This is a genomic window from Acidovorax sp. BL-A-41-H1 (assembly GCF_051942715.1).
Map to the genome: position 1 here is coordinate 82,033 of NZ_JBPVJQ010000014.1, position 17,338 is coordinate 99,370.

Annotated in this window: 12 protein-coding genes, 1 tRNA gene and 1 riboswitch; of the genes, 9 read left to right on the forward strand and 4 right to left on the reverse strand. The window is 65.7% G+C overall.

What is annotated here, in order from left to right; genetic code table 11:
* The first annotated feature begins 41 nt into the window (after nt 1-41).
* Complete coding sequence (locus ACTPOI_RS26140; RefSeq protein ID WP_440114719.1) at nt 42-959, forward strand: SPFH domain-containing protein; 918 nt, start codon at nt 42-44, stop codon at nt 957-959.
* 82 nt (nt 960-1,041) lie between these two features.
* Nucleotides 1,042-1,131 (forward strand) — tRNA-Ser (locus ACTPOI_RS26145).
* 213 nt (nt 1,132-1,344) lie between these two features.
* Here the strand turns inward: ACTPOI_RS26145 and ACTPOI_RS26150 are convergent.
* Nucleotides 1,345-4,107 (reverse strand): DUF349 domain-containing protein, encoded by a 2,763-nt coding sequence (locus ACTPOI_RS26150; RefSeq protein ID WP_440114634.1) that lies wholly within the window; start codon nt 4,105-4,107, stop codon nt 1,345-1,347.
* Nucleotides 4,108-5,228: 1,121 nt separating this feature from the next.
* On the opposite strand from ACTPOI_RS26150, the gene ACTPOI_RS26155 reads away from it, so the two are divergent.
* The 4 genes from ACTPOI_RS26155 (at nt 5,229) to ACTPOI_RS26170 (ending at nt 9,235) form a co-directional block, all read left to right on the forward strand.
* Nucleotides 5,229-6,068: a lytic transglycosylase domain-containing protein gene (locus ACTPOI_RS26155; protein ID WP_094290789.1), complete on the forward strand. Its 840-nt coding sequence runs from the start codon at nt 5,229-5,231 to the stop codon at nt 6,066-6,068.
* Nucleotides 6,069-6,135: 67 nt separating this feature from the next.
* A riboswitch (ZMP/ZTP riboswitch) is annotated at nt 6,136-6,286 on the forward strand.
* A gap of 36 nt (nt 6,287-6,322) precedes the next feature.
* Nucleotides 6,323-7,567 (forward strand): serine hydroxymethyltransferase, encoded by a 1,245-nt coding sequence (glyA, locus tag ACTPOI_RS26160; RefSeq protein ID WP_094290788.1) that lies wholly within the window; start codon nt 6,323-6,325, stop codon nt 7,565-7,567.
* A gap of 21 nt (nt 7,568-7,588) precedes the next feature.
* Complete coding sequence (nrdR, locus tag ACTPOI_RS26165) at nt 7,589-8,038, forward strand: transcriptional regulator NrdR (RefSeq protein WP_063460772.1); 450 nt, start codon at nt 7,589-7,591, stop codon at nt 8,036-8,038.
* 297 nt (nt 8,039-8,335) lie between these two features.
* Nucleotides 8,336-9,235, forward strand: coding sequence for a DMT family transporter (locus tag ACTPOI_RS26170; protein ID WP_440114722.1), 900 nt, complete (start codon nt 8,336-8,338; stop codon nt 9,233-9,235).
* A gap of 30 nt (nt 9,236-9,265) precedes the next feature.
* Here ACTPOI_RS26170 and ACTPOI_RS26175 read toward each other — a convergent pair whose 3' ends face one another.
* Together ACTPOI_RS26175 and aroC are read right to left on the reverse strand one after the other, a co-directional pair.
* A complete protein-coding gene (locus ACTPOI_RS26175) occupies nt 9,266-11,062 on the reverse strand; it encodes a bifunctional metallophosphatase/5'-nucleotidase (protein WP_440114639.1) in 1,797 nt (598 codons plus the stop codon).
* 36 nt (nt 11,063-11,098) lie between these two features.
* A complete protein-coding gene (gene aroC / locus ACTPOI_RS26180; protein WP_440114642.1) occupies nt 11,099-12,196 on the reverse strand; it encodes a chorismate synthase in 1,098 nt (365 codons plus the stop codon).
* Between the two features lie 171 nt (nt 12,197-12,367).
* On the opposite strand from aroC, the gene ACTPOI_RS26185 reads away from it, so the two are divergent.
* Nucleotides 12,368-14,584 (forward strand): sensor domain-containing protein, encoded by a 2,217-nt coding sequence (locus ACTPOI_RS26185; RefSeq protein WP_440114645.1) that lies wholly within the window; start codon nt 12,368-12,370, stop codon nt 14,582-14,584.
* 60 nt (nt 14,585-14,644) lie between these two features.
* Here ACTPOI_RS26185 and ACTPOI_RS26190 read toward each other — a convergent pair whose 3' ends face one another.
* The gene (locus tag ACTPOI_RS26190; RefSeq protein ID WP_094290784.1) at nt 14,645-15,094 is read right to left on the reverse strand and encodes a CBS domain-containing protein; all 450 of its coding nucleotides are present in this window, start codon (nt 15,092-15,094) and stop codon (nt 14,645-14,647) included.
* A gap of 109 nt (nt 15,095-15,203) precedes the next feature.
* Between ACTPOI_RS26190 and ACTPOI_RS26195 the strand changes: the two genes are divergently transcribed.
* Nucleotides 15,204-16,514 carry an O-acetylhomoserine aminocarboxypropyltransferase gene (locus tag ACTPOI_RS26195; RefSeq protein ID WP_440114649.1) on the forward strand — a complete coding sequence of 437 codons (1,311 nt, stop codon included), beginning with the start codon at nt 15,204-15,206 and terminating at the stop codon, nt 16,512-16,514.
* Between the two features lie 2 nt (nt 16,515-16,516).
* The gene (locus tag ACTPOI_RS26200) at nt 16,517-17,335 is read left to right on the forward strand and encodes an alpha/beta fold hydrolase (RefSeq protein WP_440114652.1); all 819 of its coding nucleotides are present in this window, start codon (nt 16,517-16,519) and stop codon (nt 17,333-17,335) included.
* Nucleotides 17,336-17,338 lie beyond the last annotated feature (3 nt).

Consider the following 17,338-nt stretch of genomic DNA (forward strand, 5'->3'; position numbering starts at 1 on the left):
CTTTTTCAGCAATCTCTCCCGAAAGGCTTGATATGGACGGTATTTACATCGCATACGCCATCGCCATAGTGGTCGTTGTCGTCGTGATCCGCAGCTTCAAACAGGTTCCCCAGCAAAACGCCTGGGTTGTCGAGAGGCTCGGCAAGTACCACGGCACGCTGGGCCCGGGTTTGAAGGTCATCATCCCCTTCTTCGACAAGGTAGCCTACAAACACAGCCTCAAGGAAATCCCGCTCGACGTGCCCAGCCAGGTCTGCATCACACGCGACAACACGCAGCTGCAGGTGGACGGCATCCTGTACTTCCAGGTTACCGACCCCATGCGCGCCAGCTACGGCTCCAGCAACTACATCATGGCCGTCACGCAACTGGCCCAGACCTCGCTGCGCTCCGTGATCGGCAAGCTGGAGTTGGACAAGACCTTCGAGGAGCGCGACATCATCAACGCCCAGGTCGTGCAGGCCATCGACGAAGCTGCGCTGAACTGGGGCGTGAAGGTGCTGCGCTACGAAATCAAGGACCTGACTCCTCCTAAGGAAATCCTGCACGCCATGCAGGCCCAGATCACCGCTGAGCGCGAAAAGCGCGCACTGATTGCCGCCTCCGAAGGCCGCCGCCAGGAGCAGATCAACATTGCCACCGGCGAGCGCGAAGCCTTCATCGCCCGCTCCGAAGGGGAAAAACAGGCTGTCATCAACAAGGCCATCGGCGAGGCCGAATCCATCCGCGCCGTGGCCCAGGCCACCGCAGAGGCCATCGAGCGCGTGGCCACCGCCATCCGCCAGCCCGGCGGTGAACAGGCCGTGCAGCTCAAGGTCGCAGAAAAGGCGGTGGACGCATACAGCCAGGTGGCGTCCGACGCGACCACCACGCTCATCGTGCCCAGCAACATGACCGAGGTGTCGGCCCTGATCGGCTCGGCCATGAAGATGGTGCAGGCGTCGCAGAAGGCAGGCTGAAAACGAACCAGCACCTTTTTTTGCCGCGAATCCCGCCACTGACCCAGATAGACGCAATCCTGTGGCTATAATCGAGGGCTTCGGAGAGGTGGATGAGCGGTTTAAGTCGCACGCCTGGAAAGCGTGTGTGGGCTAATCCCCACCGCGGGTTCGAATCCCGCCCTCTCCGCCATATGCAAATTTTCAGAGCACTTCCATTGCTTTGAAAGCGACAAAAAAATCCCCGCATGCCGGGGATTTTTCATTTGTGCTGCCTACATTTCGCCGCAGCCAATCACCCAATCGCCAATACGCAGCACACCCGTGGATCGGCGCATTCGCCTGCACGGACACGCGGCACATGCCCGGGAGCCCCTCCGGGCCACCCGAGCAGCACCCTCATCCCTTACTGCTTGCGCAGCAGCGTCTTCAGCACGTTCTGCAGACGCCGGGCGCTGGCAGGGTCGCTGGCACTGGCCAGCACGCGGGCAGCATCCTGGCCCCAGGTCTGGGCCGGGGCCGGGTCGTTACGGCGCGTCAGCAGTTGCAGTTGCAGCATGCGCCGAGCAGCGATGTGCTCCGCAGGTGTGGGGGCTTCGGCTGCCATTTCCAGGCGCAGCAACGCTTCGGACGCATCGCCCTGAGGCGCGGCAGACAGAGCCTGTGTCCATGCGGCGCGCACGGATGCCGTCACGCGGCCACCCAGGTCTTGTGCACTCGGGACCTGGGACGGATCGCGTTTGTCCCACGCCGCGAGCAACTGGGTCAGCGTTTCACCATGGGCCTGGGCTGCCAACTTTTTCAGCGCCAACTGAGCGTGCTCCATGGCATCACGCTGTGCCCGGAAAGCCGCATCACCCAGGCGGGGACCACGGTCTTCGTGAGCAGGGCGCTCGCCCATGCGGCCGCCACGGTCATTGCGGTCACCAAAACGGCCTTCGGTGCGCGGGCCACGGCCCGCGTCACGGTCACCAGGACGACCATCACGGCGATCACCTGGACGCGCGCCACGGCCAGCGGCGGCTGGTGCATCCTTTTTCATACCAGGGCGGTCGTCGCCACGCACAGCCACCACGGGGCGGGCTGGCTTGGGGGGCGCCACAGGGGCGGCGGCAGGTGCCGCAACTTCGCCATCAGCGGCTGCCCCACTCGCATCGACATCCGCCGCAAGAGCATCACCCGCGCCGGCCTGCTCGGCAGGCGACGCAGCGTTTTGTGCCGCCTCCGCCTTCTGCGCAGTAGCCACCGCTTCAGCCGCCTGGGCCTGGCCACGCAATGCAGCCTCCAGCGCCTGCACGGAAGCACGGATCTGCTGGGCATCGCCCGTGGTATTGGCAGCCTCCAGGGCCTTGGAGGCGTCCAGCACCGCGCGGTCGCGTGCGCTCAGTTCGGTGGCAGCCTTTTCACGGTCGGCCGATTTGCGATTGAACGCCTCGTCAATGGGTTTGCGGAAAGCATCCCACAGCTTTTGTTCGTGCTTGCGATCCAGCGGCACGGACTGCGCCTCGGCTTGCCAGCGCTGCTGCAGGGCCTTGACCGCGTCAATGCGCAGCGTGGGTGCAGCGCCCAGCGCCGTTGCTTCGTCGATCATGGCGTGGCGGCGGGCCAGGCTGTCTTTTTGTGCGGCCTCCAGCGGCGCGGCGGCCAGGGCAATGGCCTGCTTCCACTGCGGCTGCAGTTCGGCAAACAGCTTTTCGCCCACATGGCCACCCTCGCGCCAGCGGTCACCAAACTGGTACAGAGCGCGGTTCATGCCCTTCCAGTCGGTCGATGACGCGTGCTCTTGCGCCCAGGCCTTGACCTCTTCGATCAGCGCCAGGCGCTGCGCCTTGTGCTCAGCCGCTTCGGTGCGGATCTTGTCCAGCCAGGCCTCGACGACCTTGTGCGCGGCGTTGCAGGCTTCGTCGAATTTTTTCCACAAGGCGTGGTTGGGGGCACCGCCTTGGTCTGCCTGCTTCCATTGATCACGCAGGTTGCGCAGGGTCTCCTGCATCTTGCGGCCACCCAGGGCCTGCCCTTCGGGGCGATTGAGCAATGCCTCAGCCTTGGCGACGAGGTCTTCGCGCACCTGGTCGGCGCTCCAGCGCTGCCAGCCCTCCAGTTCGCCCGCAGCCACCAGTGCGGTGTGCACCTGCTGCTCCAGCGCGTTGTCGATGTGTTTGCCATGCACCTTGAGCACGGCCCGCAGGGCGGCGGCGGCACCGGCGCTGGCCTTGCCATGGCCTTCGGCGGTTTCCTTTTCCAGCGTCGCCAGGGCTTCGCGCACCACCTGTGCAGCCTTCTCCACCACCTCGGGAGCCACCTTGGGCTTGGCGGCACGTGCGGGTTTGGCTGCAGCCGAAGCGGCGGCCGCCTCGGTAGGCAGGCCTCGCGCAGCACGCAGTTCATCGGCCCACACGGGCACGGGGGGCAAGGGTGCTGCTGCGTCTTCGGCCGCTGCGGCCGCCTGGGCCACGGCGGGCTGGAAGGCTTCCCACACCACCAGCAACTGGGTGCGAGAGGCGTCCAGCAGCGGGGGGAAGCGGGCTTCCACGCTCACCCAGCTGGCGTCGCCCGTCAGTTCCTGGGCTTGCTCCTGCCAGCGCGCAACGTCGGCGCGCAGCAGTTCAAGCGCCGCATGTGCATCGCGCCAAGGCTTGGTCGAGAGCACTTCAATGCGTTGTGCAAGCAGCACGGCGGCTTCGCGCTGCACCTGCACGCGGTGCTGCAGGTCTTCGATGACCTTCACGCGGTCAGCCATCTGCGCCTTGAGCAACGACAGCGGTTCACGGGACAAGGGCGCACCGGCCTTGGCCGCATCGCGCTGCCAGGCCAGGGCGTCTGCAATATTGAGCTTGGGGGCGGCCAACAGCGCCTGGGCCTTCTCGGCCCATTCGGCGGCGATCGCTTCTTGCCCCTTGGCGCGGCGGATTTCATCCAGGCGCTCACGCACGGCACGGGCGGCACCCTTGTCACGGCCGCTCAGCTCCTTGAAGACTTCCTGCAGCTGTTCGGGCGCGGGCTGGGTGGCCAGCCAGTCACGGATGCGAGAGGCGCGTTCGCCAGATGTGGCGGCAGAAAAAGCACCGCCGGTCAGCGCGTCGAGCGGATGCGGCTCTTGGGTTTTGGCCGGGGCCGGATTCACTTCAGGTGCGTCGGACATTTTGCTGCGGGAAAAAAATGGAAACATGGATCCAATGGATAACGAAGGCACCCCTGGCGCATTGCCAAAAGGAGACCTGCCACGGCAAGCGCACTGCATGCGTGCCGGGGCAACAAAGGGGCTATTTTCACCGGGTTCTGAGCGGGCGCCTGTGTATGCACCACACCAACCTTCTACAGGTGATCTGGCACAAGGCTTGGACAGGCAGCCGACAGGCTGCGGCCCCTCTATGGGAACCTCGCCCTACTGCGGGCGAACAGTCGCCCCGCCAGGGGCAGCCCCCATTATCTATATATAGACGCCAATGCCCAATCGCCAAGGGATCTTGCACGAATGGAGCGGCAAGCGGGCGCTGCGGAACGGGATGGGCTGCAAGGCGCAAAAAGCAGCAATAGCCGTAGCTATTGCGAGTATTTGCAACGCCGCAGACAGCCCGAGACCGCAGATGCACACGACGCGGTGATTTGTGCAGAATTTGTGCAGAGGATCCCAAGGATGAAGCGCAAACAAGAAAGCCCGACGGACAGGGCCTCATGGCCTGCCCGCCGGGCTTGACGGCTGACACAACGGTCTTTGCCATCGGTCGCGATGCGGAGATAAAGGTCCGCATGGCGAGGAGGCAAGGGATTGCCTCCAGGGGTTGCCTTAGAAGCGGCATCTGCTGCACCTTGGCACTGAATGCCCTCGGAGGGAGATTTCGCTTCGTCTGGCGATGCCTGAAATCTACAGGCGCCTCCACCTTACCAAAGTCGCTCTCCGGGCTCAAATCGGATTCTCAATGACGGCCACACGGCCGATTGAATTTGACACGAGGGTGTCACACCCACCACCCGCGCCAGGCAACTTCGAGCCCCTCAAAGAGCCCAAAAACTGTAATTTTTTACAGATTTTTCATAACTCAAGTATCTGATGATTTCGATTGTTAGTATTGACTATGCATTTAGAGAGCTTCTAGAATCCGCCAGCCCTGAAAACGGGCTAGTAAAAACCCCAACCCGCTGCCGAACCCGGCTAAGTCAAACCAGGCGACAAGCACTCCACAGACGTGCAGCCCGGACTTGATGGCGTACCAATCCAGGCGACTTGCCGGGAAGGTGCAGTCCCAGTGACTGCTCCAAGCTCCCGCTGCGCCTCAGAAAGGAAGAGCTATGACAGCGTCAGGAAAAATAGTCTCCGGCGTACGAACCTTCGTGGCCGATGTGACCGAAGGTTTTCTTGAAATCACCCACAACAGCTTTGCCCTCATCGGCCTGGCCGTTGCCTTCATCATCATTGCCCTCACGGCCCGGCCCGACCTGCGCCAGGCTGGCGAAGAGCGTCTCATGGGCTGGCTGCAGGCCCGCCAGGTGGAAATGCTGGGCATGCCCATCGAGCCCGAAGCCAGCGAGCGCGCCACGGCCGCCAACCCCAAGGACCTGCCCAAGGAGCAGGCCGCCGTGGCGTTCTGGCTCAGCAAGAAGTACCGCGTGGCGCCCGAGCCGCTCAGCGTGCTGGTGGCCGAGGCCTATGAGATCGGCACCCGCGCCAAGATCGACCCCACGCTGATCCTGGCCATCATGGCGATCGAGTCGAGCTTCAACCCGTTTGCCGAGAGCGCCGTGGGCGCCCAGGGCCTCATGCAGGTCATGACCCGCGTGCACACCGACAAATACCAGAGCTTTGGCGGCCACTTTGCGGCCTTCGACCCGGTGAGCAACCTGCGTGTGGGTGTCAAGGTGCTGCAGGAATGCATTGCGCGCGCTGGCTCCGTCGAGGGCGGCCTGCGCTACTACGTGGGCGCAGCCAACATGGCCGACGATGGCGGCTATGCAGCCAAGGTGATGGCAGAGCATTTCCGCCTGCGCCAGGTCGCCAACGGCCGGGCCATGCCCTTCAACCCTCCCCCATCGCTGTCCACCCAGGCGCCTGCCCAGAGCATTCCGGCCGCAGCCCCCCCGGCAGCGCCCACCGCGACCGCCGACAAGGTGGCCTTGCTGTCGGGTCTGTGAATCCCTCGGCCCAGCGGAGATTTGTGCGATGCACCTAGTAGGTGCACGCCGCCGTGTCGGCTACACTAGCGAAGTACGCGACTGGCGATAGGCGCGGTACCCGCACAGGGTGCTGCCGCTGACGTGGAAACCGGCAAGGGCCCGCCCCTTGTGAACCACTGGGAAGCGTGCCGCACGGGGCCACCCGCTGCGTTCAGCCGTTCGCCTGGGCAGCCCTTGTTTCAAGGGACACAAGTTCTTAGGACTGCCAAACCATGTACGACCGCAACATTCTTGTCGAACAAACCGACCCCGAACTCTTTGCCGCCATCCAGGCCGAAAACGCCCGGCAAGAGCACCATATCGAGCTGATCGCCAGCGAGAACTACGCCTCCCCCGCCGTGATGTGGGCGCAGGGCACCCAGCTGACCAACAAGTACGCCGAAGGCTATCCCGGCAAGCGCTACTACGGTGGCTGCGAGCATGTGGACGTGGCCGAGCAGCTGGCCATCGACCGCGTGAAGAAGATCTTCGGCGCCGATGCCGCCAACGTGCAGCCGCATTGCGGCGCATCCGCCAACGAAGCCGTGTTCCTCGCCTTCCTCAAGCCCGGCGACACCATCATGGGCATGAGCCTGGCCGAAGGTGGCCACCTGACCCACGGCATGCCGCTGAACATGTCGGGCAAATGGTTCAACGTGGTCTCCTACGGTCTGAACGCCAAAGAAGAGATCGACTACGACGCGATGGAAGCCAAGGCCCGCGAGCACAAGCCCAAGCTGATCGTGGCTGGTGCATCCGCTTACAGCCTGCACATCGACTTTGCCCGCTTTGCCAAGGTCGCCAAGGAAATCGGCGCCATCTTCATGGTGGACATGGCCCACTACGCGGGCCTGATCGCTGCCGGCGTGTACCCCAACCCCGTGCCCCACGCCGACGTGGTGACATCAACCACGCACAAGAGCCTGCGCGGCCCCCGTGGCGGCATCATCCTGATGAAGGCTGAGCACGAGAAGGCCATCAACAGCGCCATCTTCCCCGGCCTGCAAGGCGGCCCGCTGATGCATGTGATCGCAGCCAAGGCTGTGGCCTTCAAGGAAGCAATGCAGCCCGAGTTCAAGGCTTACCAAGAGCAAGTGGCCAAGAACGCCAAGGTTGTGGCCGAGACGCTGACCGCACGCGGCCTGCGCATCGTGTCGGGCGGCACGCAAAGCCACGTCATGCTGGTGGACCTGCGCGCCAAGGGCATCACCGGCAAGGAAGCCGAGGCCGTGCTGGGCGCCGCTCACATGACCATCAACAAGAACGCCATCCCCAACGACCCTGAAAAGCCGATGGTGACCAGCGGCGTGCGCATTGGCACCCCCGCCATGACCACACGCGGCTTCAAGGAAGAAGAAGCCCGCATCACGGCCAACCTGATTGCAGACGTGCTGGACAACCCCCGCGATGAGGCCAACATCGCCGCCGTGCGCGCCAAGGTCAACGCCCTGACCGCACGTTTCCCGGTCTACCGTTAAGCAAGCCGGTCCTGGAAGTCCATGAAGTGCCCCTTCTGCAGCCACCTCGAAACGCAAGTCGTTGAAACGCGGGTGTCTGAGGATGGGGTCTTCATCCGCCGCCGCCGCCAGTGCGGCGCGTGCGACAAGCGCTTCACGACCTACGAGCGGCCGGAAGTGAACTTCCCGGCCATCGTCAAGAAGGATGGTCGGCGCATTGAATACGACCGCAGCAAGCTGCTCGGCTCGTTCAGCCTGGCACTGCGCAAACGCCCGGTGAGCACGGAGCAGATCGACAGCGCCATCGAGCGCATCGAGGAAAAGCTGCTCAACCTGGGCCAGCGCGAAGTGCTGTCCGGCCGCATTGGCGAACTGGTCATGCGCGAACTCAAGAAGCTCGACAAGGTGGCCTACATCCGCTTTGCGAGCGTCTACCGCAGCTTCGAAGACATCGACGACTTCCGCGCCATGGTCGATGAAGTGCGCAAGTAGGTAGGTCAGCGCCAGGCCAGGCGACGTGGTCACCTCCACCCGGCCCACCGGGCATGGAATTCAAGCTTTTTGGCGCCTACAGCGCGCCCATCATGCCTTGATAGCTATCAATAGCATAGCAATCAAACAACGCCATGGCTTCCCGACAGATGCTGCCAGCAGCGCTGTCACCAAGGCTACAGCGCGCAACGCTCCTCAAACGATAGCTGCAACGGCATACTGGACGAGCGCAAACGGCATTTTTTGCTTTAAGTTTTTTACCCGCACATGCAGCACGCCCAGCGCCCGTGCCCGACAATCGCTGCGGTGAAAACCCGCCACTTTCTGCAGCTGGTGCTGCTGTCTGCCCTGTGGGGCGCCTCATTCCTCTTCATCCGCATCGCCAGCCCCGTGCTGGGGCCCAACGTGATGGCGGCCCTGCGCATCGGGCTGGCCACGCTCACGCTGATTGGCATCATGCGCGTCGCCAACGAGTCCTGGCCCTGGCGCCACTGGCGCGAGCTGTTCGGGCTGGGCACGCTCACCGTCGCCCTGCCCTTCTTGCTGTACGCCTGGGCGGCCTTGCACTTGCCAGCGGGCTACAGCTCGCTGCTCAACACCATGGCTGTACCGTTTGGCGTGATCGCCGCCGCCTGGATGAAGGAAGACACGCTGAGCGCGCGCAAGTGGCTGGGCTGCCTCAGCGGCTTTGCGGGCGTGGCGCTGATCGTGCAGCTGGGCCCCGTGCAGCCCACGCCCGCCCTGTTGCTGGCGGCGGCGGCCTGTGTGGCGGCGTCGGCCTGCTATGGCATCTCGACCACCTGGATGAAACGCGCCACCCAGCGCATGTCCCCGCTGTCGATTGCCGCAGGCATCCATGCCGCCGCCCTTGTGCTGTTGCTGCCGGGCGCAGCCTGGAGCCTGCCCGAAGCGCGCTTCACACCCGGTGCACTGGCCGCCGTGGCCGTGATGGGCATCGTGACCTCCGGCCTGGCGTATTGGCTCAACCTGCGGGTGCTCAAACATGTCTCGCCCGTGGCCGCCATGAGTTCGGCCTTCATGATCCCGCTGTTTGGCGTGGCCTGGGGCCATGTCTTTCTGGGCGAGGCCCTGGGGCCGGGCATGCTCTGGGGCGGCGCGCTGGTGCTGGTGGCGACCGGGCTGGTCACCGGCTTCAATCCGCTGCAATGGCTGGGTGCGCTGCGCCGCCGCAGCTGAACCGCACTATGGCTGCAGCGCGGCCCCGCCTCAGCGGCCCACGCGCGTGATGCGGTCCGTGGCGGGCGGCGCCACCGGGCTTTGCTGGCGGAAGTAGGCCTCCAGCGCGTCCAGGTCCAGCGCGCCCACCTGCCGGTCCCGGCCTTGCGTCAGCACCGTGAAGTTGTCGCCGCCGCTGTCCAGGAAGCTGCTCATGACCACGCGCACCGGTTGCGCGTCGGCCAATGGCGCCCCGTTCAGCACCATCTGGCTGATGCGCGCCCCGGCGGGCTGGGTCAGGTCGTAGCGGTAGCTGAAGCCGCTGGACACCGACAGCACCCGGGGCCGCTGCACCGTGTTGCCGCCGCTGGCGAACTGTTGCTCCAGCACCGCACGGATCTGTGCCCCCGTGAAGGTCTTCACCACCAGCTGGTTGCCAAAGGGCTGCACCGCGTACAGCTGGCCATACCGCACCAGCCCTTGCTCATCCGGCACCAGGTCGGCGCGCAGGCCGCCGGGGTTCATGAACGACAGCTGCGCGCCCCCCTCTTCGGGCGGACGCGTGGCCAGCAGCTGGGCGTCCGCCACCAGGTTACCCAGCACGCTCTCCAGCGCCGCGTTGGGCTGGCGGCGCATGGGGCCCTTGGCCTGGCCCACGGGCCGCTGGGCCAGTGGAATGGCGGCGGCGCGGTAGGTGTCGATGATCTTTTGCACACCTGGGTCTGCCGGGAAGGCAGGCACGGCGGTGGTGACGGGCACAAGGCCCTGGGCACCAGTAAAGGCCTCGCCCTGCACCACCACATTGCGTGCTGTCTTGCTCACCACACGGCGGGTCCGCGTATCCACGCGCAGCTGGATGTCAGTGAGCAGCGTGCCGTACTGGCCTGCGCTGGTCAGCAAGAAGGGTTTGGCCGGGTTCACGCGGCTGTAGTCGCACACATAGGCCTGGTGCGTGTGGCCCGAGACCACCACATCCACGGCAGGGTCCAGGCGCTCCAGAATGGGCACGATGTCGCCCGAGAGGCCTGCGCAGCTGGTCTCCTGCACGCCCGCCGTGGTGCCGCCGCCTTCATGGATGGCCACCACAATCACATCAGCGCCCTGGGTCTTGAGCTGCGGGATCAGCGCATTGGCCGTGGCCGCCTCGTCCTCAAAACGCAGCCCCGCCACGCCCGACGGGCTGACCATGGTGGGCGTGGCCTGCAGCGTGAGGCCGATAAACCCCATGGTGACCGTGACGCCGCCTTCGGTAAACCGCTTGAGCCCCGTGGCGGGCAGCAGGGTGCGCCCGTCTTCGCGGACTGTGTTGGCGGCCAGCAGGCCAAATTGGGCGCCCTCGAACGGCTTGCTGATGCGGCAGGGCTCGCGCGAGGTGAATTTCTCGCAGCCGCCGTGCTGCAGCCGCAGCAGTTCGCGCCAGCCCCGGTCGAACTCGTGGTTGCCCACCGCATTGAAGTCGATCTGCATGCGGTTGACCGCTTCGATCGTGGGTTCGTCCAGAAACAGCGACGACACCAGCGGCGAGGCGCCCACCATGTCACCCGCCGACACCACCGCATGGTGCGGCGACTGGGCCTTGAGGGCCGCCATGGCGCTGGCAAAGTAGGCCATGCCCCCGGCAGGTGCCAGCACCGGGCCCGTGGGCCCTTGCACCCGGTGCGCCATGTGGGGCGGCTCCAGGTTGCCGTGCAGGTCGTTGAAGCCGATGAGGGTGATGTCGATGTGGGGCGGTGCGCTGCCCGCCACGGGGGCTGTGGGCGCAATGCCGCTACAGCCGCCCAGCCACAGCGGCACGGCCAAGGCGGCCAGCGCCCGGCGACGGAAGGCCCGGAACAAGCGGTTGCTCATACAGAGGGACCGCCCCTGGGACGGTGGGAGTTGGTGTTACAGAAACGAAGCCTGGATGGGCGGCACGGGCGGCACCACATCGCCGCACTGGGCGCGGTGGCGCAGCGCGTGCTCCATCACCACCAGCGCCAGCAGCGCCTCGGCAATCGGCGCGGCGCGAATGCCCACGCAGGGGTCGTGGCGGCCCTTGGTGATCACCTCGGTGCTCTTGCCGTGGATGTCGATGGACTCGCGCGGGCTGATGATGGAGCTGGTGGGCTTGATGGCGATGCTCACCTCCAGGTCCTGCCCCGTACTGATGCCGCCCAGCACGCCCCCGGCGTTGTTGGTGCGAAAGCCCTGGGGCGTCATCGAGTCGCCATGCATGGTGCCGCGATGCGCCACGCTGGCAAAGCCCGCGCCAATCTCCACGCCTTTCACGGCGTTCAGGCCCATCATGGCGTGGGCGATGTCGGCATCCAGCTTGTCGTACAGCGGCTCGCCCAGCCCCACGGGCACGCCCGTGGCCTGCACGCGGATACGGGCCCCGCAGGAGTCGCCCGCCTTGCGCAGGGCATCCATGTAGTCCTCGTACTGCTGCACGTCGGCCACAGGGGCGAAGAAGGGGTTGTTGCGTACGTGGTCCCAGCTCTCGAACGGGATGGGCAGTTCGCCCAGCTGGGTCATGCAGGCGCGGAACTCGGCGCCATACTGTTGTGCCAGCCACTTCTTGGCCACAGCGCCCGCGGCCACCGTAGGCGCCGTCAGGCGGGCGGAAGACCGGCCACCGCCGCGCGGGTCGCGGATGCCGTACTTGTGCCAGTAGGTGTAGTCGGCATGGCCGGGGCGGAAGCTCTCGGCGATGTTGCTGTAGTCCTTGCTGCGCTGGTCGGTGTTGCGGATCAGCAGGGCAATGGGGGTACCGGTGGTCTTGCCCTCGTACACGCCAGAGAGGATCTCCACCGCATCGGGCTCGTTGCGCTGCGTGACGTGGCGGCTGGTGCCAGGGCGGCGCCGGTCCAGGTCGGCCTGGATGTCGGCCTCGGTGAGGGCCATGCCCGGCGGGCAGCCGTCGATCACGCAGCCAATGGCCGGGCCGTGGGATTCACCAAAGTTGGTGACTGCGAATAGGGTACCGATGGTGTTGCCGCTCATGGGGCGGGATTATCCCAGACCCACCGCCCCCCAACGGCCTGGAGCGCAACCGGCGTATCCACCGATCTTGTCCCGCACTGCGCAGGGCATATCGCGCTTGGCATGGCCCCACGCGCTTGCTAGGATCGGCACACCACCTCCGGGACCTTCATGCCCGCCTCTGCCCTGCCAATGCCTGGTCCCTCTTTGCCCCACGCAGAATTTCTGCCCCCCATGCTGGGCGATGCCCCCCTTCGCAAGGCCCTGGATGCCAGCGACAACGCCATCGTGATGACCAACAGCGCCAAGCGGGTGGTGTACATCAACCAGGGGTTTACGCGGCTCTTTGGCTTTCAGCCCGAGGAAATACTGGGAAAGCTGCTCAGCGAGGTGCTGCTGGGCCCGCATTCCGATCCGGCCCTGCTGGGCAGCATCCGCTCCAAAGTCAGTACCCAGGGCGAGTTCCATGTCGAGACCATGCTGTACAGCAAGTCCGGGCAACCACGCTGGGTATCGATGGTGATCAATGCCTCGCCCGAGGCCTCGGGCGGCCCGGGAGGCAGCATCACGGTGCTGACGGACATCACCTTGACCAAGATGCACGAAGTGCTGCAGACAAAGGTGCTGGAAGGCATGGTCAACGAACTGCCGCTGCCAGACCTGATGGCGCTCGTGTGCCGCGAGGTGGAGCGGATTGCCCCCGAAGTCACGGCCTCCATCCTGGCGGTCGATGCACAAGGCTGCCTGCGCCCTCTGGCCGCCCCCGGCCTGCCAGCGGCTGTTTGCGATGCCCTGGATGGCCTTCCCATTGGTCCGAAGGTGGGCTCCTGCGGCACGGCGGCGTTTCGCAACGCGCCGGTGATCGTCACCGACATCACCACCGACCCCCTGTGGACGGACTACCGCGACCTGTTCGCCCCTACGGGCCTGCGGGCCTGCTGGTCCAGCCCCATCTCCAACCACCAGGGCAAGCCGGTAGGCACTTTCGCCTTTTATTTTCGGGAGCCCCGCAGCCCCGGTGCGCTGCACCACCGCCTGGTGGAGGTGTGCCTGCACCTGTGCGCCCTGGCCATCGAACGGGACAGCACCCACCGCCGCATTCACCAGCTGGCGTCTTTCGACACGCTCACGGGCCTGCCCAATCGCGCCATGTTCCGCAGCAGCGCAGAACGCGCCTTGGCCGGCCTGGAGCACGAAGAGCGCCCCGGGGCGTTGCTGTTTCTGGATCTGGACCGGTTCAAGCAGATCAACGACACCCAGGGGCACGCCGCAGGCGACGCCCTGCTGTGCGAGGTGGCCGCGCGGCTCACGCAGTGCCTGCGTGCGCGCGACCTGATCGGGCGGCTGTCGGGGGACGAATTTGTGCTGCTGCTGTCCGAATGCACCACCGAACAGGCAGTGCCCATGGCCCAGCGGATTCTGGAATCCATCGCCCAGCCCCTGCACATCAACGGGCAGGTCCATAGGCCCCACGCCAGCCTGGGGATCGCCATGTTCCCCGACGACGGCAGCAACATCGACACCCTGCTGCTGCACGCGGACCAGGCCATGCACCAGGCCAAAAGCGACCACCGGCACAGCCTGCAGCTTTTCAGCGCCGAGATGAACCGCCGCGCGCAAGAGCGCGCATCGCTGGAACGCGCGCTGCAACAGGCGCTGGCAGAACGCAGCCTCACCCTGCACTACCAGCCCCAGGTGCTCAGCAGCTCGCCAGACACGCTGCATGGCGTCGAAGCCCTGGCACGCTGGCACCACCCCACCTGGGGCATGGTGCCGCCTTCACAGTTCATCGCCATTGCAGAAGAGGCGGGCTTGATCCACACGCTCACACTGTGGCTGCTGGACGAAGCCTGCCGCCAGCTTGCGGCATGGCGCGCGGCAGGCCATCCCGTGCCTTGCGTGGCCATCAACCTGTCAGGCCGCAGCTTTCACCAACCCGGGCTGGCGCAGGAGATCGCCGACGCCTTGAAACAGCACGGCCTGCGCCCCGGGGATGTGCTGCTGGAGATCACCGAAAGCGTGATGATGGACGCGCGGCCGGTGACCCTGGCCAACATCGACACCCTGCACCGGCAAGGCTTCAAGCTGTCGCTGGACGACTTTGGCACCGGGTACTCCAGCCTCAGCTACCTGCACCGGCTGCCGATCAGCGAACTCAAGCTGGACATGGCCTTCGTGCAGGACCTGACCACCAGCGCCACGGCGCGCGCACTCACGGTGTCGGTGCTGAGCATTGCGCACAGCCTGGGCATGGTGGTGGTGGCGGAAGGCGTGGAAACCGTGGGCCAGCAGCAATGGTTGCAGGCGCATGGGTGCCCGGTCATGCAGGGCTATCTGTTTGGCAAGCCCCTTCCGCCCGAGGACATCGAGGCCTGGCTGGGTGCCCGATCGGCGGCACACAACCACTGACCCGGGCATCCACGCGGTGGCAGGGCCGCGCCACGGCGGCAACCGGATCCCCCGGCGGGGTCAGGCGCGTGGTTCTTCCTCAGGCCAATCGCGGATGTAGGCCTTGAGCATCTTGTTCTCGAAGTTCTGGCTGTCCACCACGGCCTTGGCCACGTCGTAGAAGCTGATCACGCCCATGAGCATGCGGCGGTCCATCACCGGCATGTAGCGCGCGTGGCGGTCCAGCATCATGCGGCGCACCTCGTCCATGTCGGTTTCCAGGGTGCAGGTCAAAGGCGCGTCGTCCATGGCGGTGCGCACCAGCATCGTGCCCACGCTGCCGCCGTTTTTCACCACGGCCTGGATCACTTCGCGGAAGGTGAGCATGCCCACCAGGTCGCCATGCTCCATCACCACGAGCGAACCGATGTCGCGCTCGGCCATCAGGGCCACGGCGCCTGCCAGCGGCTCGTCCGGCGAGGCGGTGTACAAGGTGTTGCCTTTGACGCGAAGGATGTCGCTGACTTTCATGGTGCTGGGTCTCCGAGAGGGCGAGAGAAGCGCGGCAGGCGCTATAGACAATTTGCTACCAAATATAGCCCACAATGCCCGCCTGCATTGACAACATGGGAGACACCCGATGCCCGGCTATTCCGACCCCGGCTTTGACACGCTGGCCCTGCACGCAGGGGCGAGCCCCGACCCCGCCACCGGCGCGCGCGCCACGCCCATCCACCTGACGACCTCGTTCGTCTTCGAGTCGAGCGACCACGCAGCGTCGCTCTTCAACCTGGAGCGCGGCGGCCATGTCTACAGCCGCATCAGCAACCCCACCAACGCAGTGCTGGAGCAGCGCGTGGCGGCCCTGGAAGGTGGCGTGGGCGCGATTGCCACCGCCAGCGGCCAGGCCGCGCTGCACCTGGCGATTGCCACGATCATGGGCGCGGGCAGCCACATCGTGGCCAGCACGGCGCTGTATGGCGGCTCCCAGAACCTGCTGCACTACACGCTCTCGCGCTTTGGCATCGAAACCACCTTTGTGAAGCCGGGCGACATCGACGCCTGGCGCGCCGCTGTGCGCCCCAACACCAAGCTGTTCTTTGGCGAAACCGTGGGCAACCCCGGCCTGGATGTGCTGGACATCCCCACAGTGTCTTCCATCGCACACGAAGCGGGCGTGCCGCTACTGGTGGACTCCACCCTCACCTCCCCCTGGCTCATCAAGCCCTTCGAGCATGGCGCCGACCTCGTCTACCACTCGGCCACCAAGTTCCTCTCGGGCCACGGCACCGTGGTGGGCGGCATCGTGGTGGACGGCGGCAGCTTTGACTGGGACGGCCCAAAATCCGCCAGCAAGTTTGCCGAGCTGACCCAGCCTTACGATGGCTTCCACAACATGGTGTTCACCGAAGAGAGCACCGTGGGCGCCTTCCTGCTGCGCGCGCGGCGCGAGGGGCTGCGCGACTTTGGCGCCTGCATGAGCCCGCACACGGCCTGGCTCATCCTGCAAGGCATCGAGACCCTGCCGCTGCGCATGGCGCAGCACATGCGCAACACCGAGAAGGTGGTCGAATTTCTGGCTGCGCAGCCGTTTGTGTCGCGCGTGGGCCACCCCATGCTGGAGTCTCACCCGAGCCATGCATTGGCGCAAAAGCTGCTGCCGCGCGGTGCGGGTTCGGTGTTCAGCTTTGACCTCAAGGGCAACCGCGAGCAGGGCAAGAAGTTCATAGAAACCCTCAAGGTCTTCAGCCACCTGGCCAACGTGGGCGACTGCCGCAGCCTGGTGATTCACCCCGCCAGCACCACGCACTTCCGCATGAGCGACGACGCGCTGGCGGGCGCCGGCATCAGCCAGGGCACGATCCGTCTGTCCATCGGTCTGGAAGATGCAGACGACCTCATCGACGACCTCAAGCGCGCGCTCAAGGCCGCCGAGAAAGCGGGGGCCTGACCATGCACATCCAAGTCAACGGCGCCGCCATCTACTGCTACACCGGCGGCAAGGCTTTTGATGCCGCCAAGCCCACGGTGGTGTTCATCCACGGCGTGCTCAACGACCACAGCGTGTGGGCCCTTCAAAGCCGCTACATGGCCAACCATGGCTGGAACGTGCTGGCCATCGACCTGCCGGGCCACTGCAAGAGCGGTGGCGACGCGCCTGCATCGGTGGAGCAGGCGGCCGACTTCATCGGCGCATTGCTCGACGCTGCGGGCGTGCAGCGCGCAGCCCTGGTGGGCCACAGCTGGGGTTCGCTCATTGCCATGGAAGCCGCCGCTCGGCTCAAGGACCGCGTCAGCCATCTGGTGCTGGTGGGCACGGCTTTCCCGATGAAGGTGTCGCCCGCGCTCATCGAGGCCTCGCAGAGCGACCCCGAAAAGGCCCTGCGCATGGTCAACGTGTTCTCGCGCAACACGCTGGCCGCGCCCCCGTCGGCCCTGGGGCCCGGCACCTGGGTGTTTGGCACGGGCATGGCGCTGGGCCGCCGGGTGCTGCGCAGCAACCCGGCCGTCAACGTGTTCCACCGGGGCTTTGTGGCCTGCGACAGCTACGCCGGTGGCGAAGCCGCCATGGCGCAACTCACCTGCCCGGTGCTGTTTGCGCTGGGCGCGCAGGACCAGATGACCCCCCCGAAGGCCGCGCAAGGCCTGGTCAACGCGGCCCGCGCTGCAGGCCAATCGGTGTCGATCGCGAGCCTGCCCGTAGGCCACCACCAGATGACCGAAGCGCCGGAAGAAACGCTGTTCGCGCTGCGCGACTTTCTGGCCCGCTGAGCA

Excerpts from the sequence above, each read along its gene's own strand:
- ACTPOI_RS26150 (WP_440114634.1), bottom strand. The coding sequence starts at position 4,107 with ATGTTTCCATTTTTTTCCCGCAGCAAAATGTCCGACGCACCTGAAGTG.
- ACTPOI_RS26155 (WP_094290789.1), top strand. The coding sequence starts at position 5,229 with ATGACAGCGTCAGGAAAAATAGTCTCCGGCGTACGAACCTTCGTGGCC.
- glyA (WP_094290788.1), top strand. The coding sequence starts at position 6,323 with ATGTACGACCGCAACATTCTTGTCGAACAAACCGACCCCGAACTCTTT.
- nrdR (WP_063460772.1), top strand. The coding sequence starts at position 7,589 with ATGAAGTGCCCCTTCTGCAGCCACCTCGAAACGCAAGTCGTTGAAACG.
- ACTPOI_RS26175 (WP_440114639.1), bottom strand. The coding sequence starts at position 11,062 with ATGAGCAACCGCTTGTTCCGGGCCTTCCGTCGCCGGGCGCTGGCCGCC.
- aroC (WP_440114642.1), bottom strand. The coding sequence starts at position 12,196 with ATGAGCGGCAACACCATCGGTACCCTATTCGCAGTCACCAACTTTGGT.
- ACTPOI_RS26185 (WP_440114645.1), top strand. The coding sequence starts at position 12,368 with ATGCCTGGTCCCTCTTTGCCCCACGCAGAATTTCTGCCCCCCATGCTG.
- ACTPOI_RS26190 (WP_094290784.1), bottom strand. The coding sequence starts at position 15,094 with ATGAAAGTCAGCGACATCCTTCGCGTCAAAGGCAACACCTTGTACACC.
- ACTPOI_RS26195 (WP_440114649.1), top strand. The coding sequence starts at position 15,204 with ATGCCCGGCTATTCCGACCCCGGCTTTGACACGCTGGCCCTGCACGCA.
- ACTPOI_RS26200 (WP_440114652.1), top strand. The coding sequence starts at position 16,517 with ATGCACATCCAAGTCAACGGCGCCGCCATCTACTGCTACACCGGCGGC.